The sequence below is a fragment of the Streptomyces sp. NPDC006687 genome (assembly GCF_040636215.1).
Classification (GTDB): Bacteria; Actinomycetota; Actinomycetes; order Streptomycetales; family Streptomycetaceae; genus Streptomyces.
In genome coordinates, this window is record NZ_JBEYJJ010000013.1 from 43,142 (window position 1) to 69,538 (window position 26,397).

Sequence of the window (26,397 nt, forward strand, 5' to 3'; positions counted from 1 at the left end):
CTGCGTGGAGCCATGCTAGTCGGCGAGAGGGAGCATCCCCTCGCCGACGGGCAGTTCTACGCCTCTGGGGGGCAGTGGCACGCGGGCACCGTGCTCAACTGGGCGGACCAACCGGTGAGCGCGCATGGCTTCGAGGACTTCCTCGCGGCGTGCGCGCGGCCGACACCAGCGCTCGAGCCACCATTCAGCAACCTTGGCGTCAGCGTCCGGGAGTTCTGGATCCAGCAGGTACTGCGGTTCTCCGTCGACGCCGAGTGAGTAGTCACGGAGGTTCTCGACCAGCGGAACACCGTAGAGGATGCGTTCCCTGCCGTGCCGTAGGAGTTCGTTGGCCGGCCATCCGAGTGCCGCCAGTCCCAGCCGCACCTTGCGTAGGCGTGGACTGACGCCCTCGCCGAAGAGGCTGTTCACGCGGACGAGTGAGCCGCGCAGCGCCGGCAGCCGGGTTAGGGCGTCAACGGTCTCCTCTGAGAAGTGGGAGGTTCCGAACGAGCGGGAACGTCCGAGTTCGTGGAAGCCCATCCGGGTAGCGCTGTCGCCCCCCATGACCTCGGCTGGCCAGAACAGTCGGTTGTACTGACTTGATCCAGTGCCGTAGAGCGACGTGGTTCCAATAAAGGAGAGACGAGGCTCGCGCATGATTGGACGGCCTGCCATCGCAGATGCGATCTCACTCGGTCGCGCGTACTTCTCGCGGTAGGCCGTGATGACAGGGGGTGAGACGGCCAATGCCCCTACTAGTTTGCCGGCGGCCAGTGCGCTGTACGGCGCCACGGCACCGCAGACCGTGAGGTCTGCGATGACAGTGCCGACTCGTTCTCCTCGTGCCCGACGGACCACACGACGCATCTGCGTACGGGCCTTTGGATCGGAGAAGGCCTTGGCGAGGCCTTCGGAGGTGGGCGGGGACAGGTAGGCCCCCAGCAGGGTCTCGATTTCCAGCGCATCTGCGAGGGCTGCTGAGCGCTTGCTGCGAAACAGGTCTGATTTGGCGCGCTCCACCCACGCGTTGCGTCCGATATTGCGGACTTCACGGATCGTGGTTGTCTGGTGATGTCTCTGACGGTGCCGCTCAGCATCATCCCGCAGCCGTGCAACGGCCTCGGGGGTGGGTGTCACCAGGTCGGTCGGTTGGAGAACTCCGTCACGCAGGAGGTCGTCGAGGTAGATCTCGCTTCGCTGAGCCTCAATCCGTTGAGCTAGCCATGAAGCGCCATCGTGTGTGGGCTCAGCGCGCAACTGCGCAAGGAACTGATCGGTTTCCCAACCCATCCAGCGGTCGCGTTCGGCAATCTGGACGATCGGACTGGAGATCGCTGCCAGACCGATCACCGTATGAAATTCGGTGGCTGCGTCCCGGATCAAGATCGGCATTGAGCGCCCGGGGACGGTGGCATAGGCGTTGGACCAGGTGTGCCGGAAGTAACGCCAGATGTCGTGTAGCTTGAATCCAGTCCGTTCGCACGTTGAGGAATCGACGACCTGAACATAGGGCCTGATGGCGTCCGCGGCCGTAGCCGCGCCCTGAAGGGCTTCTGCCAACTCCCGGCCGTCTCGCATCAGGTTGAAAACGGAGACGAGCCGGCCGCCGTGCTCGTGCGTACGCTCCATCCCCTCGACGAATCGTCGAACGCTGCTCCTGCTGAGCTGTTCATCTCGACGGAGAAGTTCCTGGCGCCGGATCCGGGCCTTCTCCGTCGCGCGGTCACCATGCGCTGACGGGGGAGCGAAGACCGCCTTGGACCTGTCCGCCTTGACCGTCCAACCCTGGTCCACGAGATCGATGACGCAGTGAGCGGCTGCCGCGAGCGTAGGCTGCTCATAGAGCTTGGTGATCTTGGCGGCTCGGATCCAGTGCTCGTGGTCACCCACGTCCTTGCCGTCGGCCGCAACGCTCTCGAGCAGGGCGCAGAGGCGGGCGAAGCCTTGGCGTTCCTGGCGAGAGGCGTCGTCCGGCAGGCTGAGGGGAAGGAGCGCGGCCTTTTCTTTCATGACTTCTGGAGCATCCGTCCGTAGGTCCTGCTCCAAAGTTGCAGGAGAGTATCGCAATCTTGGCCATCCCGGCCCAGGAGTGTTGTGGTGCGAGCAAGTGACAAGAGGAAGAGTTCGAGGGCGACGCGCAGTTCTCCTGCCGCCTCGTCGCTCAGTGTCTGCAGCGGGTGGTAGAGCGCTGCAAAGGCAGGATGATCAACGTTCAGCGTCACGTCGAGCGTGCGTCGCTTCAGGCTCGAGGTGAACATGGTCCCGACTGGGAGTTGCCGTGATCCGATCCGGTAGGACAAAGCGCCTGAACCTCTCCCCGTCCTCCGGATCACGGGCAGGTCGAGATCAGCGGCCTCGGCAATCCGGCATGACATCTCCGTCGCCGCTCGAAACTTGACTTCTTCGAAGGCCTGACGTGCGCGAGAGTTCAACAGCCGGGCGATCGACTCCAGCTCCGGCCCGAGCGCTTCCTGGAGCACCTGGGAGGGCCGCACGCCCTGCTTGTTGATGGTGATGCCGAAGTGCTCATCGAGCACAGGGTCGAACTCGATCTCGCAGCGCCACCAGTCGTCATAATTCTCCTTTCGCTTCGCGCCCATGAGGTGCCAGCCGGTTGCGATCTCACGGCCAGCGCGGAGGATCGAGACGCCAGCGCCGCCTACGATGCCGACACGTCTCTTGGTTATGTTGTCGAGGTGGTGCCAGCGATCAACTGGAAGCATGGAGAACCGAACTGTGACGAAGGCCGTTTCGCCTGAGGATGATGCGAGTTCGTAGCGGAGCGGCTCGAAGGCCATGCGTGCGCTGTGACCCTCGATTTTGGCTGTGAGGAGCAGGGGGTCGATCGGGTCGACTTGCTTCCCGTTGATACTCAAGGTGACATCGCCGTTGCCGATAAACCTTCGATACATGCGACCCAAATCGCGGCGCAAGGCGCGTTCGAGCCAAGCGAGACGCTTGTACTCGATGCGGTCACAATTCTGCCAGACTACAAGGCAGCCTGACCCTGTGGTGCCACCGCTCCGTCGGCGAGCGCGAAGGTCGACCGGAGCGCCTGTGACGATCTCATCAACATCCAGGCGGACCTGGTGAGCAGCCTTGTCGTCTTGCCATGAGGTCACCTCGACTCGCCGAGCCTGGCTAAGGGACGCAGCAGGCAGGCCCATTCCGAACCGACCGAACGACTTCCGCTCATCGAAGCGGGATGAGCCGCCGAACCGTAGGCACGCCTCGAGTTCTGGGCGTGACATGCCCACCCCGTTGTCCTCGACTCGGATCTCTGGGAGTCCGCCGGCCACGGGACGCGCGATTGTGACCGAGATCACCGTGGCGGCCGCCTGTAGGGAGTTGTCGACGAGTTCGGCGAGGGCCGTCGAGAGGCTGACGTAGCCCGACTCTCGGACGGCACGGATGAAGTTGTAGGAGACCAGGAGGTCATCCTTGCGGTGGTTCTGCTGGGCCATGGCTCTCCCGATGACGTGCTCGATCCCTGCGTCGAGAGTAGCTGCATCGATGTCGCCTGGGAAGTTGATCGTTTCGATGCGGCGCAGGTCATTCAGGCTGGGCTGAGATCGTTGCCGTGATGCGTTTCGTCTTCGCGGGCTCGGTGAGATCCAGGCCCGATCCGTCGTCCATGAGGAGGCGCACGGTGGGGCGGGTGGTCCCGGCCGCCAGCCGAAATGGTTCCGCAGCCTCGTGCAGGACAACGCGGCCAGTCCGCTGAAGATCGAACGTGATGAGGTGGCCGGCAGTGTTGATGTTGATCGTTCGCTCGACGATCTCGACCGCCGACACAACTTCACCCGCGAGTGCTTCTGGCGGCGGTGAAGCGGACTTCAACGAGTTGATGCCGAGCACCTGCAGCGCTGTGATTCTCCGCCCCTTGAGGTGCGCCAAGAGGGGGCTGATTTCCGCTGCGGACTGGATGGTAGCCATGTGAGCATCATGACTGAAGCCGGGGGAGGGGTGCGCAACCTCTTGTGGCAGGTGGTGAAGATTCGGGCTCGCCGCTTGCTTTCGCGGGGCGCGGTTGGTGGTGCGTCCCCTTCTTGTAGGTGCCTTCTGTCTTGGGGGCGTCGCTGCATCAGAGGACTCAGGAAGGAGCGGGGAGCGGAGTCGCGGGTGGGATCGGCGCCGACGCCGGGCAGGGCGTAGCAGCGGGAGTCAAGGTGCCGGCCGGCGTAGTAAGCCTCTCGAGATCGGGTGCCGCGGGTCTGGGCGATCAGGTCGCTGGCGTCGACGCAACGGTGAGTGTGAGGGCTTCCTGTCTGTAGGCGCGGGCGACTGGCAGGCGTCCTGCAGTGACGGACATGCAAGCGAGCAGCCCCGAGGCCTTCGCGTTCAACGGGTCCAGGCGGGCGCGGTGGGCCGGATGCTGGTGCTCGGCGAAGAGGTGCTGAAGCTAGGCGCGTAAACGGCGCGCGGTGGAGGTGGGGGAGGGTGGCCCCTCGGCGTCGTAGGAGGCGGCGATGTCATCGCAGCAGGCGGCCAGTACGTCGAGGGCGTCCTCCCACCCGTTCTTGGGGTCCATGGTCGGGCAATGGGGCGACGTGGGGGATGGCGGTGGCGCCGAGGGTCTGCTCCCAGTGAGGCCCAATGCGCAGGTGAGTGGCCTCGGGCGCGGGCGTTTCTGTGTGAGCGATACGCGAGCGGGCAGCGCAGCACGTGGCGGGGCGGACCAATTTGTGGATCACGGAGTAGCGCTCTGACCTGCCGGTTTATTCCTAGGTGGTCAATTCTGGCGGCGCTGTTCGGCCTCTCGCTCCAGCCGGGCCCGCTCCTGCTCATCGGCCCGGGCTCTCAGCGCGCGAAGTACCGAACCGATCTGATCCTCAAGAGGCTTCTTCTCGGTGTCGGCCCACTCCTTCTTCCAGCCGTACTGGTAGCCCTGTTGCTGGGCGAGGACCATCTCCAGTTCCCCGGACGGCTCGAACCGCTGTGCCGGCACGACCCGCTGCCAGTCGTATGTGCGGCGGCGGCCCTCAGGCTTCGGCACGTACCGGACCTGCTTCTGCCGTTCCTTGAAGGTGATCTCGTAGGTCCGGCCATGGATTGTGAGGAGTGGCCTGGCCTGCCTGCGCTTCTTGGACACTGCGACCTCCCCGTGGAGAGGGAGAGCCTGCTCGGCGATGAGGCGGAGCAGGGACAGAACGCGCGGAAGCACCCCGTCGGAGATCTCGAAGGCGCTGTGGTCCGTGGTCACGGCAGCGAGGACATCGTCCACGTCGGTGATCACACGACTGCGCGCCAGGCGGATCCGGTTCCACTCCGTGTCGTCCTCGCCGGTCACCCGGAGCAGCCCCAGGAAGAAGTCCCCCTTGGTCCGCCCGCTGTATTTCAGGTGGTACCCGGCCGGCGCACATTGGCGAGCCGCGTCGAATGCCCTCCGGTAGCGGGCCCGCGCGGTCTCGTCCGGGTTGGGGACTCGGAGGAAGCGGCCGGCCTGCTGCACCTCGGTGATCAGGGCCCGTCCGATGTCGGCTGGAGAAGGACGTGGGGCCTTGGCGACGCTCTGTACCGGGGGCTTCTGCTCGGCAGCGGCCTTCTCCTCGGCGCGGTCGGACTCCGGCTTCTTGGGTCCGGGCGCCGTCGCCGAGCGGATCTTCCGCGGTGCCGGGTCAGGCCGGTCGGGGTGATGGCCGTGCTGGAGGTAGTAGCGCCCGACCTCGGTGATCTCTGCCCGCCACGTCCCGCCCTCCTTGGGCATGGTGATGTGCCCCCGCTCCTTCAGGGCTCTGGCGGTGAGGGCGAGTTCGGGGGCGTCCGACGTGACAGGTTCGACGCCCTCCCCGATCCGGGTCAGGAGGGCAAGCTGGCGATCGTTGAGGGGTGACCAACGGTGCATGTGATCGTCGTACCGTCGGCGCTCGTGCCGGCACAAGCCATGCGGTGAGCTTTCCGGGCGGGCGGCGCTCGGCCCGGCTCCCCGTGGGAGCCGGATTCCGAGGTCGGCTCCCAGATGGCTCCCAAGACAGGCCCGTAAACGCAGGAAGGGCCTGACCCGCGATGCGGATCAGGCCCTTGACCTGGTCTTGCGAAGTCGGGGTGGCGGGATTTGAACCCACGACCTCTTCGTCCCGAACGAAGCGCGCTGCCAAGCTGCGCTACACCCCGATCGTCGCCCTGGCGTTTCTGCCTGGCGACATCGATTACTTTAGCGGACCCGGCGCCGGAGACGAAATCCGGTTTTCGCGGGGGGTGCGCGGCGGTGCTGCGGGGGTTCTAGGACTTCGGGGCCAGGGTCAGGAGGGTGGCCTCCGGGGGGCAGGCGAAGCGGACCGGGGTGAAGCGGTTGGTGCCGCAGCCCGCCGAGACGTGCAGGTAGGCGCGCTCGCCCCCGGTCTCGTACGTGGACAGGCCCTTCACGCGCTTGGTGTCGAGGTCGCAGTTGGTGACCAGCGCCCCGTAGAAGGGGACGCACAGCTGGCCGCCGTGCGTGTGACCGGCGAGGATCAGCGGGTAGCGATCGGCCGTGAAGGACTCCAGCACCCTCAGGTACGGGGCGTGCACGACGGCGATCGAGACGTCCGCGTCCGCCTCAGGCCCGCCGGCGACCCGCTCGTAGCGGTCGCGCTTGATGTGCGGGTCGTCCAGGCCGGTGAACGCCAGCTCCATGCCCTGGAGCTTCAGCCGGCCCCTGGTGTTGGTCAGGTTGAGCCAGCCCGCCGCGTCGAAGGCGTCCCGGATCCCCTCCCACGGGTTGTGGACGGCGCCGACGACCGGCTTGTTGCCGTTCAGGCCGTGCCGGCCCTGGGCCTTCTCGATCAGGTAGCGCCCGGGGTTGCGCAGCCGTGGCCCGTAGTAGTCGTTCGAGCCGAAGACGTACACGCCGGGGAACTCCATCAGCGGGCCGAGCGCGTCCAGGAGCTCCGGTACGCCCTCGGTGTCCGAGAGGTTGTCCCCGGTGTTGACGACGAAGTCGGGCCGCAGCCCGGCCAGGGACTGCAGCCAGGCGCGCTTCTTGCGCTGGCCGGCGACCATGTGGATGTCCGAGACCTGGAGCACGCGCAGCGGACGGGCCCCGGCGGGGAGCACCGGGACGGTGACCCGGCGCAGCCGGAACGAGCGGGCCTCGAACCCGGCGGCATAAGCCACTCCCGCGGCCCCCACCGCCGCGATTCCGGCGGTGACCTTCAGGGGTACTCCGTAACGCGCGCGCATGGCCCCATCGTCTCAGACGCGGAAAACGGATGGGCGCCGCAGCCCCCGTACCTGGCAGACTCAAGGGCATGACCACGCTCAAGGCCAAGCTCCAGGAAGACCTCACCAACGCCATCAGGGCGCGCGACGAACTCGCGTCGTCCACCCTGCGCCTGACCCTCGCCGCCATCACCAAGGAGGAGGTCGCGGGCAAGGAGGCCCGCGTGCTCTCCGACGACGAGGTGCTCAAGGTGCTCGCGAAGGAGGCGAAGAAGCGCCGCGAGGCCGCGGACGCCTTCGCCCAGGGCGGCCGCCCGGAGCAGGCCGCGCGCGAGACGGCGGAGGGCCAGTTCCTCGACGCCTACCTGCCCAAGCAGCTCAGCGACGACGAGCTCGCCGCGATCGTGGCGCAGGCGGTCGAGGAGGCCAAGGCGGGCGGTGCCGAGGGGCCGCGGGCCATGGGCGCCGTCATGAAGATCGTGAACCCGAAGGTGGCGGGCCTGGCGGAGGGCGGCCGGGTGGCGGCCGCCGTGAAGAAGCAGCTCTCGTAGCTCCGGGCGAGCAAACGGGAGAGTGAAGGGGAGGGCCCCGGCCGGGTGATCCGGCCGGGGCCCTCCCCTTCTGTCCGCGCTGCCTACTGGGTCTCGTTGCCGCCGATCAGGCCCGGGTCCGCCGGGAGGCCGGGGATCGGGGCGGTCGGCGGGTCGGCCGGGGTGTCGCCCGCGCCGCCGGCCGCGGTGCCGGGGCGGGTGTCGCCGGGCTTCCCGTCGCCGCCGGGCTTCCCGGGCTTGGGCTTGCGCGGGGTGGTCGGCTGGCTGGGGGTGTTGCCCCGGCCCCCGCCCCCGCCGCCCCCGTTGTTGCCGGTGCCGCCGCCCGGAACCGAGGGCTCCGCGATGCGCACGTTGGCGAACGGCGGGGCCTCGCGGCCGGCCAGCGCACCCGAGACCGCGTCCTTCCAGATCGGGCCGGGCAGTCCACCGCCGAAGACCTTCGGGTAGTACTGGCCGCCGATGGTGATGTCCTCCATCGTGATCTTCTTCGCGCCGCCCGAGCCGACCCACACCGCGCCGGACATGTTCGGGGTGTACCCCACGAACCAGGCGTTGTAGCGGTTGTCGGTGGTACCCGTCTTGCCCGCGTTGTCGCGGTCGCTCAGGCCCGCCTTCTCACCGGTACCGGAGTCGACCACTCCGCGCAGCAGGTTGTTGATCGTGTCGGCCGTGTCCTGGGACATCGCCCGCTCGCACTTGCTCTTGGGCACCGGGAGCGACTTGCCGTGGGCGTCGGTGATCGACTCCAGGGCGATGGGGGTGCAGTACACGCCCCGGTTGGCGAAGGTGGCGTACGCGTTGGCCATCGTCAGCGGGGACATCTCGGCGGAGCCGAGCGCGATGGACGGCTCCTCGGGCAGCTTCACCCCGCTGGCCGGGACCACACCGAGCTTCTGCGTCATCTCCGTCACGGGGCAGAGCCCGATGTCGGAGATCATCTGCACGAAGTAGGTGTTGATGGACTTCTCCATCGCCGTCTTCAGCGCGTACGGGCCGACCTCGTCCGCCGTCTCGTTCTCGGCGGTCTGCAGCTTGCCGCCGTCCAGCGGCAGGTTCTGCCAGGGCGGCGTGCCCTCGCACCGGGAGACCGGGCTCGGGTACTCCATCTTGTTGGGCGCCGAGTAGACCTTCGTCGGCTCCACGCCCTTCTCCAGGGCCGCGGCCGCGATGAAGGGCTTGAAGGTGGAGCCCACCTGGAAGCCGAAGTTGGAGCCGCCCATCTTCTTGTCGACGGAGTAGTTGATCTGCGTCTCGTTCTTCCCGAAGCCGTACGGCTTGGACTGGCCCATCGCCAGGACGCGGCCGGTGCCCGGCTGGACCATGGTCACGGCCGTGGCGATCGAGTCGTCCTGGTGGACGTGGTCGCGGATCGAGTTGTTCGCGGCGTCCTGCGACTGCGGGTCCAAGGTGGTGCGGACGGTCAGGCCGCCCTGGTTCCAGACCTTGGCCCGCTCCTCGCGGGTCTTGCCGAAGACCGGGTCGGACAGGAAGGTGTTGCGCACGTAGTCGCAGAAGAAGCCGGCGCCCTTGACCGCGGTGATGCAGCCGTTCTTCGGGCGGGTCACCTTCAGGGTGACCGGCAGCTTCTTCGCCTCGTCCGCCTGGGCCTGCGAGATGTCCTTCATGTCGGCCATCCGCTGGAGGACGACGTTGCGCCGCTTCATCGCCTCCGCCGCGTCGTTCACCGGGTCGAAGCGACTCGGCGACTGGACGACGCCGGCCAGCAGGGCCGACTCCTCCAGGGTCAGGTCCTTGGCCGGCTTGCTGAAGTAGCGCTGGGCCGCGGACTCGATGCCGTAGGCGGCCTGCCCGAAGTAGGTGATGTTGAGGTAGTTCTCGAGGATCTTCTTCTTTCCGAGCTCCTCCTCGACCTGGATCGAGTACTTCAGCTCGCGGATCTTGCGGCCGAGGCTCTTCTGCTGCGCCTCGGCGACCTTGGCCGGGTCGTCTCCGGCCTCCTCGACGAAGACGTTCTTGACGTACTGCTGCGTGAGCGTGGAGGCGCCCTGCGCGGCGCCGCCCTCCTGCGCGTTGCGGTTGACCGCGCGCAGGATGCCCTTGAGGTCGACGGCGCCGTGCTCGTAGAAACGCGAGTCCTCGATCGCGACGATCGCCTTCTGCATGTACGGCGAGATGGCCGTGAGCGGGACCACCTGCCGGTCCCGTGAATACACCGTGGCGATCAGGCCACCCTCGGCATCCAGAATGGTGGTCCGCTGGCTCAGCGGAGGCGTCTTGAGATTGGCCGGGATCTCATCGAAACCCTCGACGGTGCCCTTGGCAGCGAGACCCAGCGCACCCGCGCCCGGGATCGCGATGCCCGCGAGAACGACTCCGGAGAGAACCGACAAACCGAGGAACCTGGTGGCCTGCTGCGGCCCCGTGAGCCCTGCGCCCGAGCGCTTCTTTCCCATGGAGGGAAGCCTACGTTCTCATTCGCCGGACACGCGCGAATGCCTTGGCCTAAGCTGTGCCCAACTGTCACAGCAGTGTGGTGCGGCATCAACCCCGCGGCTTGATTTTCACCCTTCCCGAATGGGGTGGACGCGTGTCCGAATCCCGCCCCTCACTCTGACGGCCGTTCGCCGGTGCTTCCCCGATTTCACCCGAATCGCCGGAATGGTCGGGCATGTCGCCGGATCACTCCGTCGGGTGATCTGCCGCTTACCCATAGTCCGTTCGGACCATTCAAGATTGGGCCCGTCGGGGGTGTTGCGCCGTCCTCGCCTTCCGTAACGTCCTCAACTGGCAGCGGTGAATATGCCGCTACCGCCGTGGGGGAGCCTCGATTCGGGAGAGGACGGCACCGGGATGGGCTGGGTAACCGACTGGAGTGCGCAGGCAGCCTGCCGCACTACCGATCCGGATGAACTGTTCGTTCAAGGAGCGGCACAGAACAGGGCCAAGGCGGTGTGCACCGGATGTCCGGTGCGGACCGAGTGCCTGGCCGACGCGCTCGACAACCGTGTCGAGTTCGGAGTATGGGGCGGAATGACCGAGCGGGAACGACGTGCGCTGTTGCGCAGGCGTCCCACCGTCACCTCGTGGCGACGGCTGCTCGAAACCGCGCGCACGGAGTACGAGCGCAGCACCGGCATCCTCACCATGGATGTCGGCGCGGAGATCGACGTGGCGTACGAGACCTACGCGGCGGCCGGGTAGCCACCCGGACACCGCGTCGGCACCACTCGTCGTACGGTTCCCCGTACGGTCACGCTCCGGCCGGAAGCCCGGCCGCGAGTCGCTCTCCGATGGCCCGCAGCCCGGCGAGGTCGTGCACATCGCCGGGCAGGGCGGCCACTTCGGCCACCGGCACCTCGGGATGCAGCGAGGTGAAACGGTCACGCGTGCGCTGTTCGCGCACCATCACCTGCATCCGCTCCGCGTGCAGGCGCAGCAGCCCCGCGGTCATCGCATCGGCGTCGTCGGCGGCGTCACGAAGTCCAGCTTTCCCGGGCTCCTGATCCACAATGCCGCCTTCTTCAAGATTCTCCGCGGCCGCCAGAGCCCGCTCCGCCGACAGCTGCCGGGCCTCGCTTCCGTGCACCCGGTTCAGCACCAGGCCGGCCAGCGGCATCTTCTCCGCGGCCAGCCGCTCCACGAAGTACGCCGCCTCGCGCAGCGCGTCCGGCTCGGGCGCCGCGACCACCAGAAAGGCCGTGCCCGGCGCCTGGAGCAGCCGGAACGTGGCGTCGGCACGGGTGCGGAAGCCGCCGAACATCGTGTCCATCGCCGCCACGAAGGTCTGCACGTCCTTCAGCAGCGAGGCACCCATCAGCTTGCTCAGCGTGCCCGTCATCATCGACATGCCGACATTGAGGAACTTCATGCCGGCCCGCCCGCCGACCTTCGCGGGAGCCATCAGCACCCGGATGAACTTCCCGTCCAGGAACGACCCGAGCCGCTTCGGCGCGTCGAGGAAGTCCAGCGCGGACCGGCTCGGCGGGGTGTCCACGACGATCAGGTCCCAGTCGTCCTTGGCCCGCAGCTGGCCCAGCTTCTCCATCGCCATGTACTCCTGCGTGCCCGCGAAGCCGGCCGACAGGGACTGGTAGAAGGGGTTCGCCAGGATCGCCCGCGCCCGCTCGCGGTCCGCGTGCGCCTCGACGATCTCGTCGAAGGTCCGCTTCATGTCCAGCATCATGGCGTGCAGTTCACCGCCGTCGCCGTCCACCCCCGCGACCCGGCGCGGGGTGTTGTCCAGCGAGTCGATGCCCATCGACTGGGCCAGCCGGCGCGCGGGGTCGATGGTCAGCACCACCACCTTCCGCCCGCGCTCGGCCGCCCGTACGCCCAGCGCCGCGGCCGTCGTGGTCTTGCCGACCCCGCCCGCGCCGCAGCACACGATGATCCGGGTCTTCGGGTCGTCGAGCAGCGCGTCGACCGCCAGCCGCCGCGGCGTGTCCAGGCCCATGGTCTTCCCGTCCCCGCTCATTCCGCGTCCGCCTGCTTGCGCAGTTCCGTCGCCAGCTCGTACAGCCCGGCCAGCTCCATCCCCGAGCCGAGCAGGGGGAGTTCGTACGTCGGCACCTGGAGCCCCGCCAGCACCGCGCGCTGCTCCCGCTCCAGCTCCACCCGGCTCGCGTGCTCGGCTGCCTGCGCCAGCAGCGGCTCCACCAGCCGCTCGGCCAGCCCGCCGCGGCGCGCCCCGCCGAGCCCCGCCCGGGACAGGGCCCTGGCGATCTCGGGGCGGCGGTCCTCCGCCGCCGAGCGCAGGGTGTCCTCGTCCAGGTGGTGCGGGCGCACCATGTTGACGACGACCCGGCCGAACGGGAGTCCGGCCGCCCGGAGTTCCTCGATGCCGTCCGCGGTCTCCTGGACGGGCATCTCCTCCAGCAGGGTCACCAGGTGCACGGCGGTGTCCGGTGACTTGAGCACCTTCATGACGGCCTGCGCCTGGTTGTGGATCGGCCCGAACCGGGCGAGCCCCGCCACCTCGTCGTTGACGTTCAGGAAGCGGGTGATCCGGCCCGTCGGCGGGGCGTCCATGATCACGTGGTCGTAGACGAACCGCCCGGCCTTGTCCTTGCGCCGCACCGCCTCGCACGCCTTGCCGGTCAGCAGGACGTCTCGCAGACCGGGCGCGATGGTCGTCGCGAAGTCGATGGCCCCCAGCTTCTTGAGGGCGCGTCCGGCCGAACCGAGCTTGTAGAACATCTGGAGGTAGTCCAGCAGCGCCCGTTCCGCGTCGATCGCGAGCGCGTACACCTCTCCGCCGCCACCGCCCGGTGCGACGGCGATCTTCCGCTCCTCGTAGGGGAGCGCTTCCGTGCCGAATAGCTGTGCGATGCCCTGCCTGCCCTCGACCTCCACGAGTAGAGTCCGCCTGCCCTCGCGCGCGAGGGCCAGCGCGAGTGCGGCGGCGACCGTGGTCTTGCCGGTGCCGCCCTTGCCGCTGACCACCTGGAGCCTGCTCACAACCTCCGAGCCTAACCACTCCCGCCCAGGCGTTACGCTCGCCCCCATGACCAAGAAGTTCGAATACGCGACGGTCCCCCTGCTGGTCCACGCCACCAAGCAGATCCTGGACACCTGGGGCGAGGACGGCTGGGAGCTCGTCCAGGTCGTGCCCGGCCCGAACAACCCCGAGCAGCTGGTGGCCTACCTCAAGCGGGAGAAGGTATGAGCGGCGCCGTCGAGGCCCGGCTCGCCGAGCTCGGCCTGACCCTCCCCGAGGTCGTCCCGCCCCTGGCCGCGTACCAGCCGGCGGTGCGCTCGGGCGCGTACGTGTACACCGCGGGCCAGCTTCCGATGGTGCAGGGCAAGCTCTCGCTGACCGGCAAGGTCGGCGCGGAGGTCTCGCCGGAGCAGGCCAAGGAGCTGGCGGCGACCTGCGCGCTGAACGCGCTGGCCGCGGTGAAGTCCGTCACCGGTGACCTGGACCGGATCGCCCGTGTGGTGAAGGTCGTCGGCTTCGTCGCCTCGGCCCCCGACTTCACGGGGCAGCCCGGCGTGCTGAACGGCGCGAGCGAGCTGCTGGGCGAGGTCCTCGGCGAGAAGGGCGTGCACGCGCGCAGCGCGGTCGGCGTGGCCGTCCTCCCGCTGGACGCCCCCGTCGAGGTCGAGATCCAGGTGGAACTCACCCCTGACGTCTGACCGCCCCGTCGGCGGGGCTGTCCGCAGCCCCGCCGACGTGTGACCGGGCAGCGCCCAGGGGGCCTCGAACATCGGGGCGGATGGCCGTAGCATCCGGCCATGCCGAATGGTCAGCACGGTCAGCCCTCGCCCGAGCCCTCCGCCGGAGGACAGTGGTACCCCCCGGAGTGGCCCGCCCGCATCCGCGCCCTCGCGGAAGGCGCCCTCACCCCGGCGCAGCCCAAGCGCGCCGCCACGGTGATGCTGCTCCGCGACACCCCCGCGGGCCCTGCCGTGCACATGTTGCGCCGCCGCGCCTCCATGGCCTTCGCCGGCGGCGCCTACGCCTACCCCGGCGGCGGGGTCGACCCCCGCGACGAGGACCACCGCATCGGCTGGGCCGGCCCCGGCCAGGACGCCTGGGCGGCGCGCCTGGGCACCGACGCCGCCACCGCCCAGGCGATCGTCTGCGGAGCGGTCCGCGAGACCTTCGAGGAGGCCGGCGTCCTCCTCGCCGGGCAGACCCCCGACACCGTCGTCGGCGACACCACCGGGGACGACTGGGAGGCCGACCGTGCGGCCCTCGTCGGGCGCGAGCTGTCCTTCGCCGAGTTCCTCGACCGCCGCGGCCTGCTGCTGCGCTCCGACCTGCTCGGCGCGTGGGCCCGCTGGATCACCCCCGAGTTCGAGCCCCGCCGCTACGACACGTGGTTCTTCGTCGCCGCCCTGCCCGAGGGCCAGCGCACCCGCAACGCCTCCACCGAGGCCGACCGGACCGTCTGGATCCGCCCGCAGGACGCCGCCGCCGGCTACGACAGGGGCGAGCTGCTGATGATGCCGCCCACCATCTCCACCCTGCGCTCCCTGGAGCCGTACGCGGCCGCCGCCGACGCCCTCGCGGCGGCCGGCGCGCAGGACCTCACACCCGTCCTGGCCGAGGCCGCGCTGGAGGACGGCGTGGTCGTGCTCAGCTGGCCCGGCCACGACGAGTTCACCAAGCGCGTCACCCTCGGAGGAGGCCCCGTATGACCGACGCAGCGGCCCTGCCCGGCCAGCCCCGCGGAGCGGTCGTCTCGGGACCGGCCACCGCCCGCGCCGTCAACGTGCTGGCCCCCAACGCCTCGGCCATGACCCTGGACGGCACCAACACCTGGCTGCTCTCGGAGCCCGGATCCGAACTCGCCGTCGTCGTCGACCCGGGCCCCCTGGACGAGGCCCACCTGCGCAACGTCATCGCCACCGCCGAGCAGGCTGGCAAGAGGATCGCGCTGACCCTCCTCACCCACGGCCACCCCGACCACGCCGAGGGCGCCGGCCGCTTCGCCGAGCTGACCGGTACCAAGGTCCGCGCCCTGGACCCCGCGCTGCGCCTGGGTGACGAGGGCCTGGCCGCGGGGAACGTCATCCGCACCGGCGGCCTGGAACTGCGCGTGGTGGCCACCCCCGGGCACACCTCCGACTCCCTGTGCTTCCACCTCCCGGCCGACCGGGCGGTGCTGACCGGCGACACCGTCCTGGGCCGGGGTACGACCGTCGTCGCGCACCCCGACGGCCGCCTCGGGGACTACCTGGACTCCCTGCGCCGCCTGCGCTCCCTCACCGTGGACGACGGGGTGCACACCGTCCTCCCGGGCCACGGGCCGGTCCTGGAGGACGCGCAGGGCGCCGTGGAGTACTACCTCGCCCACCGCGCCCACCGGCTCGCGCAGGTCGAGACGGCGGTGGAGGACGGGTTCGTCACCCCGGAGGCCGTCGTGGCCCACGTCTACGCCGATGTGGACCGCTCGCTCTGGCCGGCCGCCGCCTGGTCCGTCCGCGCGCAGCTCGAGTACCTTCGTGATCACGGACTGATCCCGGGGGGACCTGAATGAACGCTCTGTACGTGGTGGCGGCGGTCGTCGTGGCCGCCGGCTGGACCGTCTCGACGCTGACCCTGCGGATGCGCGCCCTGCAGGTACGGGCGGACCGGCTGGAGCGGCGGCTCGGCCTCGTCCTGGACCACCTGGGCATCGAGGAGCCCGAGCCGGCCGGGCTGGAGGCGGTACGCGCGCTGGCGCGCGAGGGCCGGACCGTCGCCGCCATCAAGAGCTACCGCGAGATCACCGGCGCGGGCCTGGCCGAGGCCAAGCAGGCCGTCGAGTCCCTGGACCTGGCGCCGCGGAGCCGCTGAGACGCCCGTCTAGGGCCCCGGGCGCGGGGTCTTCGTGCCGTGCCGGGCCGTGTACTCCGCGGCCAGCCAGGGCCCGAGGTCGTCCAGGTAGCGGCGGACCACGGCCGGGTCCCCGACGGGGTCCAGCGCCATCGCGGCGGCCTCCCGCAGCTGCGCGGCCCGCTCGGGGTAGTAGCGGCCGAAGACCTCCGCGGACTCGGCGAGGTCGCTCGTCCAGCCGCCCCACACCGGCATGACCAGGGTGAAGGCGGTCCGCACCAGGTGCCGGGAGAAGTGCCGGTTCATCCGGCGGAACTCCTCCGGCTCCGAGGCCGCCTCGAAGCGGGCCCGCCACCGGGGGAGCAGGGCGGCGAGGTCCCCGTTGGTCTCACGGGCGAGCCGGCTGTCGGGGCGGTAGCGGGGCAGGTGCTCGGCCAGGTCGGCCCCCAGCAGCGGGGTGCACAGGCAGGCCAGGAACCAGCCCAGGTCGAAACGTTCCTGCTCGCTCAGCAGCCGGTCCTTGCCGTACAGCAGGATGCCGACGCCGTCGATCTGCGGGAAGTCCTGGTCGAGTCCGCGGGCCAGCACCTCGGCCGTGTTCCGGTCCTCGTCGGCGGGCTCCCGGTGCAGGGCGAGCAGGAGGTCGAGGTCCGAGCGTCCGGGGCGGGCCGTCCCACGGGGTACGGAGCCGTACAGGTAGGCGCTGTGCAGGCGGTTCCCGTACGCCTCCAGGAGCCGGGCGCGCGCGGCGGCTACGAGCTCGGCGAAGGCGGGCTGGATCCGCCCGAGGGACCCCTCCCGCTCGAAGTACCCGTACGCGTCCAGCCCTCTTCGGTCCATGATCCCTCCTGTACGCGGAAGGGCCCCGTCCGACACCCGGACGGGGCCCTTCCACGACGGTGTGTGCCGCGTCAGCGCGAGCGCTTGGCGAGCCGCTCCACGTCCAGCAGGATCACGGCGCGCGCCTCCAGGCGCAGCCAGCCGCGGCCCGCGAAGTCGGCGAGCGCCTTGTTCACGGTCTCGCGCGAGGCGCCGACGAGCTGGGCCAGCTCCTCCTGCGTCAGGTCGTGCACGACGTGGATGCCCTCCTCGGACTGCACGCCGAAGCGGCGCGACAGGTCGAGGAGCGCACGGGCCACACGGCCCGGGACGTCGGAGAAGACCAGGTCGGACATCTGGTCGTTGGTCTTGCGCAGGCGCCGGGCGACGGCGCGCAGCAGCGCGGTCGCGACCTCGGGCCGGGCGTTGAGCCAGGGCTGGAGGTCGCTGTGGCCGAGGCCGAGCAGCTTGACCTCGGTCAGGGCGGTCGCGGTGGCGGTGCGCGGGCCCGGGTCGAACAGCGACAGCTCGCCGATCAGCTCGCCGGGGCCGAGGACGGCCAGCATGTTCTCGCGGCCGTCGGGGGAGGTGCGGTGCAGCTTCACCTTGCCCTCGGTCACGACGTACAGCCGGTCACCGGGGTCGCCCTCGTGGAACAGGGCGTCACCGCGTGCGAGGGTCACCTCGCCCATGGAGGCGCGGAGCTCCGCGGCCTGCTCGTCATCGAGCGCCGCGAAGAGCGGGGCGCGCCGCAGAACGTCGTCCACGAGTCTCTCTCCTATGTCGACCAGCCAGTGGGGACCGTTCCCCATTTTGCCGGACGGCTCAAACAGTGCGATCAATCACAAGGATGCCGGAAGGACGGGCGTGCTGTGCGGCGGGAGACCGATCGGAGGGGTGTTACCTGAGGTCCGGGCGGGGTGTCAGCGTCCGGCCTTAGGCTGGCCGGGTGTCCAATAAGCCGGTGAGAGCACAGGCCAAGGGGTCCGCTGGAGTGACGGCGGCCCAGAATTCAGCCGTGGGCGAACAGGCCCCCGCGGCGACGTCCGAAAAGGCCCGGCCTGCCCCTCAGGGCAAAGCTTCGGCCAAGAAACCGCGACCTGCGGGGACGGCCGGAGCGGCGCGTTCCGCGAAGCCCGCCAAGACCGCGAAGCCCGCTGCGTCCGCGAAGCCCGCCGCGTCCGCGAAGCCCGCCACGCCAGCGAAGGCCGCCGCGGCCAAGCCCGAGTCACGGCTCGCCATGATCCGCCGCGCCCGCCGGATCAACCGCGAGCTCGCGGAGGTGTACCCGTACGCCCATCCGGAGCTGGACTTCCGCAACCCCTTCGAGCTGCTGGTCGCCACCGTCCTCTCCGCGCAGACCACCGACCTGCGCGTGAACCAGACGACCCCGGCCCTCTTCGCCGCCTACCCGACCCCCGAGGACATGGCGGCGGCCGCGCCGGAGGAGTTGGAGGAGCTCATTCGGCCGACCGGGTTCTTCCGGGCGAAGGCGAAGTCCCTCCTCGGCCTCTCCAAGGCCCTGCGCGACGACTTCGGCGGCGAGGTCCCGGGCCGCCTGGAGGACCTGGTCAAACTGCCCGGCGTGGGCCGCAAGACCGCGAACGTGGTCCTCGGCAACGCCTTCGGGGTCCCCGGGATCACCGTCGACACCCACTTCGGTCGGCTGGTGCGCCGCTTCAAGTGGACCGAGCAGGTGGACCCCGAGAAGGTCGAGGCGGAGATCTGCGGGATCTTCCCGAAGAGCGAGTGGACGATGCTCTCGCACCGCGTCGTCTTCCACGGCCGCCGTATCTGCCACGCCCGCCGGCCCGCCTGCGGAGCCTGCCCCATCGCCCCGCTCTGCCCGGCCTACGGGGAGGGCGAGACCGACCCGGAGAAGGCGAAGAAGCTGCTGAAGTACGAGAAGGGCGGCCAGCCGGGCCAGCGGCTCTCCCCGCCCCCGGACTACCCCGGGCTCCCGGCCGCGCCCCTGGGGGCCCGTACGGAGCCCTGAGCGGGGCAGCGCGGAGGGGGCCCGGGGCGTGCGGCCGCCCCGCCGTGCGCCCCCGGCGGAACCAATCGGCACCCGGCCCGCGTTCAGCGGGCGGGGAGAACACGGACAGGGGTTGCCCATGACGCGCGGTACGCAGCACGAGACGACGGCCGAGGCCGGCCGCCGGGCCGACGGCCTGGAGCTCACCACCGTCGGCCTGCCCGGCTGGCTGGAGCCCGTGGCCGGGGCGGCCCGGACGGTCCGGCCCCGGCAGCTCAGCCGCTTCCTGCCGCCCGAGGACGGCCGGGGCCGCCAGTCCGCCGTGCTGATCCTCTTCGGGGAGGGCCCGCGCGGCCCGGAGATCCTCCTCCAGGAGCGTGCCGGCACCCTCCGCTCCCATGCCGGGCAGCCCTCCTTCCCGGGCGGCGCCCTGGACCCCGGCGACGGAGACCCGCACACCACGGGCCCGCTGCGCGCGGCGCTCCGCGAGGCCGAGGAGGAGACCGGCCTGGACCCGGCCGGCGTGCAGCTGTTCGGCGTCCTGCCCCGGCTCTACATCCCGGTCAGCGAGTTCGTGGTGACCCCGGTGCTCGGCTGGTGGCGCGAGCCCTCGCCGGTCGGCCCGGTCGACCCGGCCGAGACCGCCCGGGTCTTCACGGTGCCCGTGGCGGATCTCACGGACCCCGCCCACCGGGTCACCGTGGTCCACCCGAGAGGCCATCAGGGGCCCGCCTTCACCGTGGAATCGGCCCTGGTGTGGGGCTTCACCGCCGGTGTCATCGACCGGATCCTGCACTTCGCCGGCTGGGAACGGCCGTGGGACCGCTCACGTCACGTCCCGCTCGACTGGCACGCATGAGACGGTGACCCTCGTGAACGTGCTGGACATCCTGTTGCTGCTCGCGGCCGTGTGGTTCGCGATCGTCGGCTACCGCCAGGGCTTCGTCGTCGGCATCCTGTCGGTGATCGGCTTCCTGGGCGGCGGCCTCATCGCCGTGTCCCTGCTCCCGCTGATCTGGGACCGGGTGACGGACGACGGCGCCCAGGTGTCCACCACCGTGGTGGTGATCGCCGTCGTGGTCATCATCGTCTGCGCCTCGATCGGCCAGGCGTTGACGACCCATCTGGGCAACCGGCTCAGACGCCACATCACCTGGTCGCCGGCGCGCGCCCTCGACGCGACGGGCGGCGCCCTGGTCAACGTCGTCGCGATGCTCCTGGTGGCCTGGCTGATCGGCTCCGCCCTGGCCGGGACCTCGCTGCCCACGCTGGGCAAGGAGGTCCGCAACTCCAAGGTGCTCCTGGGCGTGGCGCGGGTGCTGCCCACCCAGGCGAACACCTGGTTCTCGGACTTCAGCTCCACCCTCGCCCAGAACGGCTTCCCGCAGGTCTTCAGCCCCTTCTCGAACGAGCCCATCGCCGAGGTGAAGCCGCCGGACCCGGCGCTCGCCCGCAGCGCGGTGGCGCAGCAGGCCAAGCTGTCGATCGTGAAGGTCGTCGGCACCGCGCCCAGCTGCAGCAAGGTCCTGGAGGGTACCGGTTTCGTCTTCGCGCCCGGCAAGGTGATGACCAACGCCCATGTCGTCGGCGGTGTCGTCGAGCCGACCGTGCAGGTCGGCGGCGAGGGCAAGCTCTACGACGGCAAGGTCGTGCTCTACGACTGGGAGCGCGACATCGCCGTGCTGGATGTGCCCAAGCTGCGCGCCCCGGCACTGGAGTTCACCGAGAAGGACGCGACGAGCAGCAGCGACGCGATCGTCGCGGGCTTCCCCGAGAACGGCGCCTACGACGTCCGTGCGGCCCGCGTCCGCGGCCGGATCAACGCCAACGGCCCGGACATCTACCACCGGGGTACCGTCCGCCGTGACGTCTACTCGCTGTACGCGACCGTCCGCCAGGGCAACTCCGGCGGCCCGCTGCTCACCCCCGACGGCCGGGTGTACGGGGTCGTCTTCGCGAAGTCGCTCGACGACCCGAACACCGGCTACGCCCTGACGGGGGACGAGATCCGCGAGGACATCCGCGTCGGCAAGACGGCCGACCGGCGGGTCGACACCCAGGGCTGCGCCCTCTGACGTGAGGTTGCGCCTTACCGCCGCGGGCCGGGCCCGCGGCGGTGAGGCGGCGCGCCGCTACACCCGTGAATGACGCAGCCGCGCCGATACCCATCGGGCGCGGCGGCGCAGGATGCGCGGAATCCCGAGCCGGGGGTCGTGGCCCTCGCGGCCCGCTCCCTGGTCGTGCGTGCCCGGCGCCGTGGCCGAGCGGCGTTCGCGTGCGGTGTCACCGTGGTCGTGCGTCCAGCCCATACAACGAGCTCTGCCCGGCCTCCAAGGTCGGTAACCCCGTCCGGAGCGGCCAATTGGCCTATGCGCCGGGCAATTGAACGACCATGTGTCCGTCGTACGAACGAACTGGCGCGCCGTCAGCACCCATCGGCATCCGGCCACCGGTCCGTCAGGTACAGGCCAATGCCTCGTCAGGGGCGGTCCGGCTCCGGGTCCTTGAGCCAGTTCACCAGCTCGGTGGAGAAGGCGACGGGGTCCTCCTCGTGGGGGAAGTGCCCGAGGCCGTCGAAGAGCCGCCAGCGGTAGGGGGCCTCGACGTACTCCCCGGACCCGGCCGCGCTCCGGGTCCGCATCACCGGGTCCAGCGAGCCGTGCAGGTGCAGCGTGGGCACCCGTACGGGCCGCTTCATCCGGCGGTAGAACTGGAGCCCGTCCGGCCGCGCCATCGACCGCATCATCCAGCGGTAGGGCTCGACCGAGCAGTGCGCGGTGGACGGGATGCACATCGCCCGCCGGTACACGCCGAGCACGTCCTCGTCCACGCCGTCCTCCTGGAGCCCCGGCCCGGACCACTCGCGGATCAGCTGCCCGACGAGGGCCCCGTCGTCGGCGACCAGCTGCCGTTCGGGGACGAACGGCCTCTGGAAGCCCCAGATATGGGAGCTCGCCCGGGTCTGGCCGAGGTCGCCCAGCATGGCCGAGCGCCAGCGGCGCGGATGCGGCATGGAGGAGACGACCAGTCGGCGCACCAGCTTGGGCCGCATCACGGCGGCGGTCCACGCCAGGTAGCCGCCCAGGTCGTGTCCGACGAGCGCGGCGTCCGGCTCGCCGAGGGACCGGATGACCCCAGTGATGTCGAGCGCGAGGTTCGCCGGGTCGTAGCCGCGCGGGGTGCGGTCGCTGCCGCCCACCCCGCGCAGGTCCATCGCGACCGCGCGGTACCCGGCGTCGGCGAGGGCCGTCAGCTGGTGCCGCCAGGTCCACCAGAACTGCGGGAACCCGTGCAGCAGGAGGACCAGGGGCCCGTCGCCGAGCTCCGCGACATGGAACCGGGCGCCGTTGGCGGCGACGTCCCGGTGGGTGACCGCCGTGCCGTCCGGCAGGTCGAGCCGTACCGCCGTGGCAGCGGTGGGCGGAGTGGCGGAGTCCGGCGAGGGGGCTGTCATGAGGACGAGCGTGCCACACCCACGGCCTGGTCACTCACGGGCCGCGGATGCGGCTTGACGGTTCCCACGACCGCCGCGGTCTGCTTGACGGATTCCATCGTCTTCACAGGCGGCTTGATCTTCTTGAACTTGGACACGGCCAGCAGCCCGACCACCCCCGCCAGCAGCCAGAACACGGCGCCGACGATGAGGAAGGACCAGGCCAGCCCCAGACCGAGGTTGTGGATGCCGTAGGCCGCGGCGAAACTCAGTACGGGGAGGGAGAAGAGCAGGAGCACGCCCGCCGAGATCCCGGCGCCGCTGCCGATGCCCGCGCGCTTGACGTCCTGCTTGATCTCCACCTTGGCCAGCGCGATCTCGTCGTGCACCAGGGCGGACATCTCGGCGGTGGCCGAGGCGACGAGCTGGCCGAGGGTGCGCTCGGCCCCCGGAGCCCCTTGGTCCACTGCGCTCATCTCTGTCTCCCTCTGTCGTCGTCTGCCGGCGGCTGTCCTCCGTCGTCAGTCAGATCATGCCGGACGGTCGGCCCGCGCGCTGGACCCGCCCGTGGCTTCGCCCGCGTCGTCGCCCGCCTCGGAGGCTGCCGCCAGGGCGGCGGCGGTGGCCCGGCGGCGGTGTTCCGCGGCCTTCTCCTCGTGGATCCGGGCCATCCGCAGGTGGTATTCCGGATTGCCCTCTTCGTAGATGTCCGGGATTCCGTCGAGGTCCTCGTCGCGCTCCTCCGCGTCGGTCAGGGCGCGGTACTTGCGATTGCGCAGCTTGAGCAGGACGGCGGCGACGACCGCCGCGATGAGGGAGCCGAGCAGGACGGCGGCCTTGACCTCGTCGGTGAGGACCGGGTCCTCGGTGAAGGCGAGTTCGCCGATCAGGAGGGAGACGGTGAATCCGATGCCGGCGAGGGTGGCCACGGCGAGGACGTCGGGCCAGGCGAGGTCCTCGTTCAGCTCCGCCCGGGTGAAGCGGGCGGCCAGCCAGGTGCCGCCGAAGATGCCCACCGTCTTGCCGACGACCAGGCCGAGGACCACACCGAGGGTCTCCGGGCGGGTGAAGACCTGCGCGATCGACTCGTCCGAGAGGGAGACCCCCGCGGAGAACAGGGCGAAGAGGGGGACGGCGAGGCCCGCGGACAGGGGGCGGACCAGGTGCTCGATGTGCTCGCCGGGGGAGTGCTCCTCCCCCTCCCTGCGGGTGCAGCGCAGCATCAGGCCCATGGCGACGCCCGCGATGGTGGCGTGGACGCCGCTGTTGTACATCAGGCCCCAGATGACCAGGGCGAGCGGGATGTACACGTACCAGCCGCGGACACCGGCGCGCAGCAGGAACCAGAAGAGGACCAGGCCCGCGACGGCCCCGCCGAGCGCCGCGAAGTTGATGCTGCTGGTGAAGAACACGGCGATGATCAGGATGGCGAAGAGGTCGTCGACGACGGCCAGGGTCAGCAGGAAGGCGCGCAGCGCGGAGGGCAGCGAGGTGCCGATGACCGCGAGGACAGCGAGGGCGAAGGCGATGTCGGTGGCGGTCGGGACGGCCCAGCCGTCGGTCGAACCGCTGCCGAGGGTGTTGACCAGCAGGTAGACGAGCGCGGGTACGGCCATGCCGCAGAGGGCGGCGATGACGGGCAGGGCGGCGGCCTTGGCGTCCCGCAGGTCGCCCGCGACGAGTTCGCGTTTGAGCTCGATGCCCGCGACGAAGAAGAAGATCGCGAGCAGACCGTCGGCCGCCCAGTGCTGGAGGGAGAGGTCCAGGCCGAGGGCGGCGGGGCCCAGGTGGAAGGACCGGACGCTGTCGTAGCTGCTGGAGAGGGCGGGGATGTTGGCCCACAGGAGGGCGGCGATCGCAGCCACCAGCAGCAGGACGCCGCCGACGGTCTCGGTGCGCAGCGCGTCCGCCACGAAGCGGCGCTCGGGCAGGGAGAGCCGTCCGAGGAGCTTGCGGCGGGGTGCGGGCGTGGCCACGCAGGACCTCCGTTCCGTCGTATCGGGTGATCTTCACCTTAAACGGATGGAGGGTGTCCGGCGCGCTGTGCGCCGGACACCCTCCGTGGCCGCTGGCCTGCCGGGACCGGTCAGTCCTCGTCGGAGGCGCTGGGCAGCTTCGTCTGGATCAGGTCCATGACCGAGGAGTCGGCGAGGGTGGTGACGTCACCGACGGCGCGGTTCTCGGCCACGTCGCGCAGCAGACGGCGCATGATCTTTCCGGAGCGGGTCTTGGGGAGCTCCTGCACCGGCAGGATCCGCTTGGGCTTGGCGATCGGCCCGAGGGTGGCGCCCACGTGGTTGCGCAGCTCCCCGACCAGGGTGTCCGTCTCGGAGGCGCTGCCGCGCAGGATCACGAAGGCCACGATGGCCTGGCCGGTGGTCTCGTCGGCCGCGCCGACGACGGCGGCCTCGGCCACGGCGGGGTGGGAGACGAGCGCCGACTCCACCTCGGTGGTGGAGATGTTGTGGCCCGACACCAGCATCACGTCGTCCACGCGGCCCAGCAGCCAGATGTCGCCGTCGTCGTCCTTCTTGGCGCCGTCGCCGGCGAAGTAGCGGCCCTCGAAGCGGGACCAGTAGGTGTCGACGAACCGCTGGTCGTCGCCCCAGATGGTGCGCAGCATCGACGGCCACGGCTCGGTGAGGACCAGGTAGCCGCCTCCGCCGTTGGGTACCTCGTGGCCCTCGTCGTCCACGACGGTGGCGCCGATGCCCGGCAGGGCGCGCTGGGCCGAGCCCGGCTTGGTCGCGGTGACGCCCGGGAGCGGGGAGATCATCATGGCGCCGGTCTCGGTCTGCCACCAGGTGTCCACGATCGGGCAGCGGTCACCGCCGATGTGCTTGCGGTACCACATCCAGGCTTCGGGGTTGATGGGCTCGCCGACCGAACCCAGCACGCGCAGGCTGGACAGGTCGAACTTGGCGGGGATGTCGTCGCCCCACTTCATGAACGTGCGGATCGCGGTGGGCGCGGTGTAGAGGATGGTGACGCCGTACTTCTGCACGACCTCCCAGAACCGGCCCTGGTGGGGGGTGTCCGGCGTGCCCTCGTACATCACCTGCGTGGCGCCGTTGGCCAGCGGGCCGTAGACGATGTAGGAGTGCCCGGTGACCCAGCCGATGTCGGCGGTGCACCAGTAGACGTCGCTCTCCGGCTTCAGGTCGAAGACGGCCTGGTGGGTGTACGCGGCCTGCGTGAGGTATCCGCCCGAGGTGTGCAGGATGCCCTTCGGCTTACCCGTGGTGCCCGAGGTGTAGAGGATAAACAGCGGGTGCTCGGCGTCGAACGCCTGCGGGGTGTGCTCGGTGGACTGGCGCCCGACCAGGTCGTGCCACCACAGGTCGCGGCCCTCGGTGAAGGCGGTGTCCTGGCCGGTGCGGCGGACGACGAGGACGTGCTCGACCTGCGGGCAGCGGGCGACGGCCTCGTCGATGGCGGGCTTGAGCGCGCTGGGCTTGCCGCGGCGGTAGCCGCCGTCGGCGGTGATCACCAGCTTGGCGTCGGCGTCCTGGATGCGGGAGGCGACGGCGTCGGCGGAGAAGCCGCCGAAGACCACCGAGTGCGCGGCGCCGACGCGGGCGCACGCGAGCATCGCGACGACCGCTTCGGGGATCATCGGGAGGTAGACGGCGACCCGGTCGCCGGCCTGGACGCCGAGCTCGGTGAGGGCGTTCGCGGCCTGCGAGACCTCGTCCTTGAGCTGGGCGTAGGTGATCGAGCGGCTGTCTCCGGGCTCACCCTCGAAGTGGAGGGCGACGCGCTCGCCGTTGCCGGCCGCCACGTGCCGGTCGACGCAGTTGTACGCGACGTTCAGCTTGCCGTCGGCGAACCACTTCGCGAAGGGCGGGTTGCTCCAGTCGAGCGTCTCGGTGGGCGCGGTGTCCCAGGAGAGCCGTCGGGCCTGCTCGGCCCAGAAGCCCAGCCGGTCCGTGTCGGCCTGCGCGTACGCGGACTCCTTCACGTTCGCGGTGGCGGCCAGATCGGCGGGCGGTGCGAACCGCCGCTCCTCTTTCAGCAGGTTGGCCAGGCTCTCGTTGCTCACGACATCTCCCTTTCCCAGGGTGTCCGTTGTTCCCCGGGCATAGCTGGGTCCCGGGGACAGCTCATCAGTCAGACGCCCAGGTGACAAGGGGTTCCCGAAAATTGGTTTAGACCTATACCACGGCTGGGCCCGTGCCCGGCCGCCCTCGCACGGTGGGGCGGGGTGTGCGTGCGGCGGCGCGCAGACGGCCCCTTCTCGCCACCGCGTGCGCGAAGGGGCCGACAGCTTGCA

At 70.3% G+C, this 26,397-nt stretch carries 25 protein-coding genes and 1 tRNA gene; 10 read left to right on the forward strand and 16 right to left on the reverse strand.

Going from position 1 to position 26,397, the window contains the following annotated elements; all coding sequences use genetic code 11:
• Positions 1 to 15 precede the first annotated feature (15 nt).
• The 7 genes from ABZ716_RS17835 to ABZ716_RS17865 all read right to left on the reverse strand — a co-directional run bounded on the left by ABZ716_RS17835 (position 16) and on the right by ABZ716_RS17865 (position 7,143).
• Positions 16 to 1,992 carry a Druantia anti-phage system protein DruA gene (locus ABZ716_RS17835; RefSeq protein WP_358959917.1) on the reverse strand — a complete coding sequence of 659 codons (1,977 nt, stop codon included), beginning with the start codon at positions 1,990 to 1,992 and terminating at the stop codon, positions 16 to 18.
• The gene (locus ABZ716_RS17840; RefSeq protein WP_358959919.1) at positions 1,989 to 3,446 is read right to left on the reverse strand and encodes an ATP-binding protein; all 1,458 of its coding nucleotides are present in this window, start codon (positions 3,444 to 3,446) and stop codon (positions 1,989 to 1,991) included. Before ABZ716_RS17840 ends, ABZ716_RS17835 begins: the two co-directional genes overlap by 4 nt.
• 88 nt (positions 3,447 to 3,534) lie before the next feature.
• Entirely contained in the window at positions 3,535 to 3,918 is a 384-nt protein-coding gene (locus tag ABZ716_RS17845) for a hypothetical protein (protein WP_358959922.1), read from the reverse strand.
• A gap of 466 nt (positions 3,919 to 4,384) precedes the next feature.
• The gene (locus ABZ716_RS17850) at positions 4,385 to 4,513 is read right to left on the reverse strand and encodes a hypothetical protein (RefSeq protein ID WP_358959924.1); all 129 of its coding nucleotides are present in this window, start codon (positions 4,511 to 4,513) and stop codon (positions 4,385 to 4,387) included.
• Positions 4,514 to 4,714: 201 nt separating this feature from the next.
• Positions 4,715 to 5,863, reverse strand: a complete 1,149-nt coding sequence (locus ABZ716_RS17855; RefSeq protein ID WP_358959926.1) for a hypothetical protein — start codon at positions 5,861 to 5,863, stop codon at positions 4,715 to 4,717.
• A gap of 159 nt (positions 5,864 to 6,022) precedes the next feature.
• Positions 6,023 to 6,096: transfer RNA gene (locus tag ABZ716_RS17860), tRNA-Pro, on the reverse strand.
• Positions 6,097 to 6,204: 108 nt separating this feature from the next.
• On the reverse strand, positions 6,205 to 7,143 hold the full coding sequence (locus tag ABZ716_RS17865; RefSeq protein WP_355966598.1) for a metallophosphoesterase: 939 nt from the start codon (positions 7,141 to 7,143) through the stop codon (positions 6,205 to 6,207).
• Positions 7,144 to 7,211: 68 nt separating this feature from the next.
• Between ABZ716_RS17865 and ABZ716_RS17870 the strand changes: the two genes are divergently transcribed.
• A complete protein-coding gene (locus tag ABZ716_RS17870; protein ID WP_358959929.1) occupies positions 7,212 to 7,673 on the forward strand; it encodes a GatB/YqeY domain-containing protein in 462 nt (153 codons plus the stop codon).
• 83 nt (positions 7,674 to 7,756) lie between these two features.
• On the opposite strand, the gene ABZ716_RS17875 is transcribed toward ABZ716_RS17870, so the two are convergent.
• Complete coding sequence (locus tag ABZ716_RS17875) at positions 7,757 to 10,087, reverse strand: transglycosylase domain-containing protein (protein WP_358959931.1); 2,331 nt, start codon at positions 10,085 to 10,087, stop codon at positions 7,757 to 7,759.
• A 397-nt stretch (positions 10,088 to 10,484) separates the two neighbouring features.
• Between ABZ716_RS17875 and ABZ716_RS17880 the strand changes: the two genes are divergently transcribed.
• Entirely contained in the window at positions 10,485 to 10,835 is a 351-nt protein-coding gene (locus ABZ716_RS17880; RefSeq protein ID WP_351887345.1) for a WhiB family transcriptional regulator, read from the forward strand.
• 49 nt (positions 10,836 to 10,884) lie between these two features.
• On the opposite strand, the gene ABZ716_RS17885 is transcribed toward ABZ716_RS17880, so the two are convergent.
• On the reverse strand, positions 10,885 to 12,108 hold the full coding sequence (locus ABZ716_RS17885; protein ID WP_358959933.1) for an ArsA family ATPase: 1,224 nt from the start codon (positions 12,106 to 12,108) through the stop codon (positions 10,885 to 10,887).
• Positions 12,105 to 13,091, reverse strand: coding sequence for an ArsA-related P-loop ATPase (locus tag ABZ716_RS17890; RefSeq protein WP_351887338.1), 987 nt, complete (start codon positions 13,089 to 13,091; stop codon positions 12,105 to 12,107). The genes ABZ716_RS17885 and ABZ716_RS17890 overlap by 4 nt, the downstream gene beginning before the upstream one ends.
• Before the next feature lie 46 nt (positions 13,092 to 13,137).
• Between ABZ716_RS17890 and ABZ716_RS17895 the strand changes: the two genes are divergently transcribed.
• The 5 genes from ABZ716_RS17895 to ABZ716_RS17915 all read left to right on the forward strand — a co-directional run bounded on the left by ABZ716_RS17895 (position 13,138) and on the right by ABZ716_RS17915 (position 15,918).
• Positions 13,138 to 13,299, forward strand: coding sequence for a DUF4177 domain-containing protein (locus tag ABZ716_RS17895; RefSeq protein ID WP_150528430.1), 162 nt, complete (start codon positions 13,138 to 13,140; stop codon positions 13,297 to 13,299).
• Positions 13,296 to 13,769, forward strand: coding sequence for a RidA family protein (locus tag ABZ716_RS17900; RefSeq protein ID WP_351887334.1), 474 nt, complete (start codon positions 13,296 to 13,298; stop codon positions 13,767 to 13,769). Before ABZ716_RS17895 ends, ABZ716_RS17900 begins: the two co-directional genes overlap by 4 nt.
• Before the next feature lie 99 nt (positions 13,770 to 13,868).
• Positions 13,869 to 14,777 (forward strand): NUDIX hydrolase, encoded by a 909-nt coding sequence (locus ABZ716_RS17905; protein WP_358959936.1) that lies wholly within the window; start codon positions 13,869 to 13,871, stop codon positions 14,775 to 14,777.
• Positions 14,774 to 15,619 (forward strand): MBL fold metallo-hydrolase, encoded by an 846-nt coding sequence (locus ABZ716_RS17910; protein WP_358809534.1) that lies wholly within the window; start codon positions 14,774 to 14,776, stop codon positions 15,617 to 15,619. The genes ABZ716_RS17905 and ABZ716_RS17910 overlap by 4 nt, the downstream gene beginning before the upstream one ends.
• Complete coding sequence (locus ABZ716_RS17915; RefSeq protein WP_358959938.1) at positions 15,616 to 15,918, forward strand: hypothetical protein; 303 nt, start codon at positions 15,616 to 15,618, stop codon at positions 15,916 to 15,918. The genes ABZ716_RS17910 and ABZ716_RS17915 overlap by 4 nt, the downstream gene beginning before the upstream one ends.
• Positions 15,919 to 15,927: 9 nt before the next feature.
• Here the strand turns inward: ABZ716_RS17915 and ABZ716_RS17920 are convergent, their stop codons facing one another.
• Positions 15,928 to 16,737, reverse strand: coding sequence for a nucleotidyltransferase domain-containing protein (locus tag ABZ716_RS17920; protein WP_358959940.1), 810 nt, complete (start codon positions 16,735 to 16,737; stop codon positions 15,928 to 15,930).
• Between the two features lie 71 nt (positions 16,738 to 16,808).
• A complete protein-coding gene (locus ABZ716_RS17925; RefSeq protein ID WP_042811540.1) occupies positions 16,809 to 17,483 on the reverse strand; it encodes a Crp/Fnr family transcriptional regulator in 675 nt (224 codons plus the stop codon).
• Positions 17,484 to 17,710: 227 nt separating this feature from the next.
• Here ABZ716_RS17925 and nth point away from each other — a divergent pair, with 227 nt between their 5' ends.
• The 3 genes from nth (at position 17,711) to ABZ716_RS17940 (ending at position 20,766) form a co-directional block, all read left to right on the forward strand.
• A complete protein-coding gene (nth, locus tag ABZ716_RS17930) occupies positions 17,711 to 18,712 on the forward strand; it encodes an endonuclease III (RefSeq protein WP_358959942.1) in 1,002 nt (333 codons plus the stop codon).
• Between the two features lie 118 nt (positions 18,713 to 18,830).
• Entirely contained in the window at positions 18,831 to 19,550 is a 720-nt protein-coding gene (locus ABZ716_RS17935; protein ID WP_358959945.1) for a CoA pyrophosphatase, read from the forward strand.
• A 13-nt stretch (positions 19,551 to 19,563) separates the two neighbouring features.
• A complete protein-coding gene (locus ABZ716_RS17940) occupies positions 19,564 to 20,766 on the forward strand; it encodes a MarP family serine protease (protein ID WP_358809850.1) in 1,203 nt (400 codons plus the stop codon).
• Positions 20,767 to 21,170: 404 nt separating this feature from the next.
• Here ABZ716_RS17940 and ABZ716_RS17945 read toward each other — a convergent pair whose 3' ends face one another.
• From ABZ716_RS17945 to acs, 4 genes are all read right to left on the reverse strand, one after another.
• Positions 21,171 to 22,145 carry an alpha/beta hydrolase gene (locus ABZ716_RS17945; protein WP_351887313.1) on the reverse strand — a complete coding sequence of 325 codons (975 nt, stop codon included), beginning with the start codon at positions 22,143 to 22,145 and terminating at the stop codon, positions 21,171 to 21,173.
• Positions 22,142 to 22,600, reverse strand: a complete 459-nt coding sequence (locus tag ABZ716_RS17950) for a phage holin family protein (protein WP_358809530.1) — start codon at positions 22,598 to 22,600, stop codon at positions 22,142 to 22,144. Before ABZ716_RS17950 ends, ABZ716_RS17945 begins: the two co-directional genes overlap by 4 nt.
• A 54-nt stretch (positions 22,601 to 22,654) precedes the next feature.
• Entirely contained in the window at positions 22,655 to 24,100 is a 1,446-nt protein-coding gene (nhaA, locus tag ABZ716_RS17955; RefSeq protein WP_358959947.1) for a Na+/H+ antiporter NhaA, read from the reverse strand.
• Between the two features lie 110 nt (positions 24,101 to 24,210).
• Entirely contained in the window at positions 24,211 to 26,166 is a 1,956-nt protein-coding gene (gene acs, locus ABZ716_RS17960) for an acetate--CoA ligase (RefSeq protein WP_358959950.1), read from the reverse strand.
• Positions 26,167 to 26,397 lie beyond the last annotated feature (231 nt).

Coding starts and splice junctions, on each gene's coding strand:
- ABZ716_RS17850 (WP_358959924.1), bottom strand. CDS start 4,513: ATGGACCCCAAGAACGGGTGGGAGGACGCCCTCGACGTACTGGCCGCC.
- ABZ716_RS17840 (WP_358959919.1), bottom strand. CDS start 3,446: ATGGCCCAGCAGAACCACCGCAAGGATGACCTCCTGGTCTCCTACAAC.
- ABZ716_RS17900 (WP_351887334.1), top strand. CDS start 13,296: ATGAGCGGCGCCGTCGAGGCCCGGCTCGCCGAGCTCGGCCTGACCCTC.
- ABZ716_RS17950 (WP_358809530.1), bottom strand. CDS start 22,600: ATGAGCGCAGTGGACCAAGGGGCTCCGGGGGCCGAGCGCACCCTCGGC.
- ABZ716_RS17875 (WP_358959931.1), bottom strand. CDS start 10,087: ATGGGAAAGAAGCGCTCGGGCGCAGGGCTCACGGGGCCGCAGCAGGCC.
- ABZ716_RS17915 (WP_358959938.1), top strand. CDS start 15,616: ATGAACGCTCTGTACGTGGTGGCGGCGGTCGTCGTGGCCGCCGGCTGG.
- ABZ716_RS17885 (WP_358959933.1), bottom strand. CDS start 12,108: ATGAGCGGGGACGGGAAGACCATGGGCCTGGACACGCCGCGGCGGCTG.
- ABZ716_RS17865 (WP_355966598.1), bottom strand. CDS start 7,143: ATGCGCGCGCGTTACGGAGTACCCCTGAAGGTCACCGCCGGAATCGCG.
- ABZ716_RS17835 (WP_358959917.1), bottom strand. CDS start 1,992: ATGAAAGAAAAGGCCGCGCTCCTTCCCCTCAGCCTGCCGGACGACGCC.
- ABZ716_RS17905 (WP_358959936.1), top strand. CDS start 13,869: ATGCCGAATGGTCAGCACGGTCAGCCCTCGCCCGAGCCCTCCGCCGGA.
- ABZ716_RS17910 (WP_358809534.1), top strand. CDS start 14,774: ATGACCGACGCAGCGGCCCTGCCCGGCCAGCCCCGCGGAGCGGTCGTC.
- ABZ716_RS17895 (WP_150528430.1), top strand. CDS start 13,138: ATGACCAAGAAGTTCGAATACGCGACGGTCCCCCTGCTGGTCCACGCC.
- ABZ716_RS17945 (WP_351887313.1), bottom strand. CDS start 22,145: ATGACAGCCCCCTCGCCGGACTCCGCCACTCCGCCCACCGCTGCCACG.
- ABZ716_RS17920 (WP_358959940.1), bottom strand. CDS start 16,737: ATGGACCGAAGAGGGCTGGACGCGTACGGGTACTTCGAGCGGGAGGGG.
- ABZ716_RS17845 (WP_358959922.1), bottom strand. CDS start 3,918: ATGGCTACCATCCAGTCCGCAGCGGAAATCAGCCCCCTCTTGGCGCAC.
- ABZ716_RS17870 (WP_358959929.1), top strand. CDS start 7,212: ATGACCACGCTCAAGGCCAAGCTCCAGGAAGACCTCACCAACGCCATC.
- ABZ716_RS17880 (WP_351887345.1), top strand. CDS start 10,485: ATGGGCTGGGTAACCGACTGGAGTGCGCAGGCAGCCTGCCGCACTACC.
- ABZ716_RS17935 (WP_358959945.1), top strand. CDS start 18,831: ATGACGCGCGGTACGCAGCACGAGACGACGGCCGAGGCCGGCCGCCGG.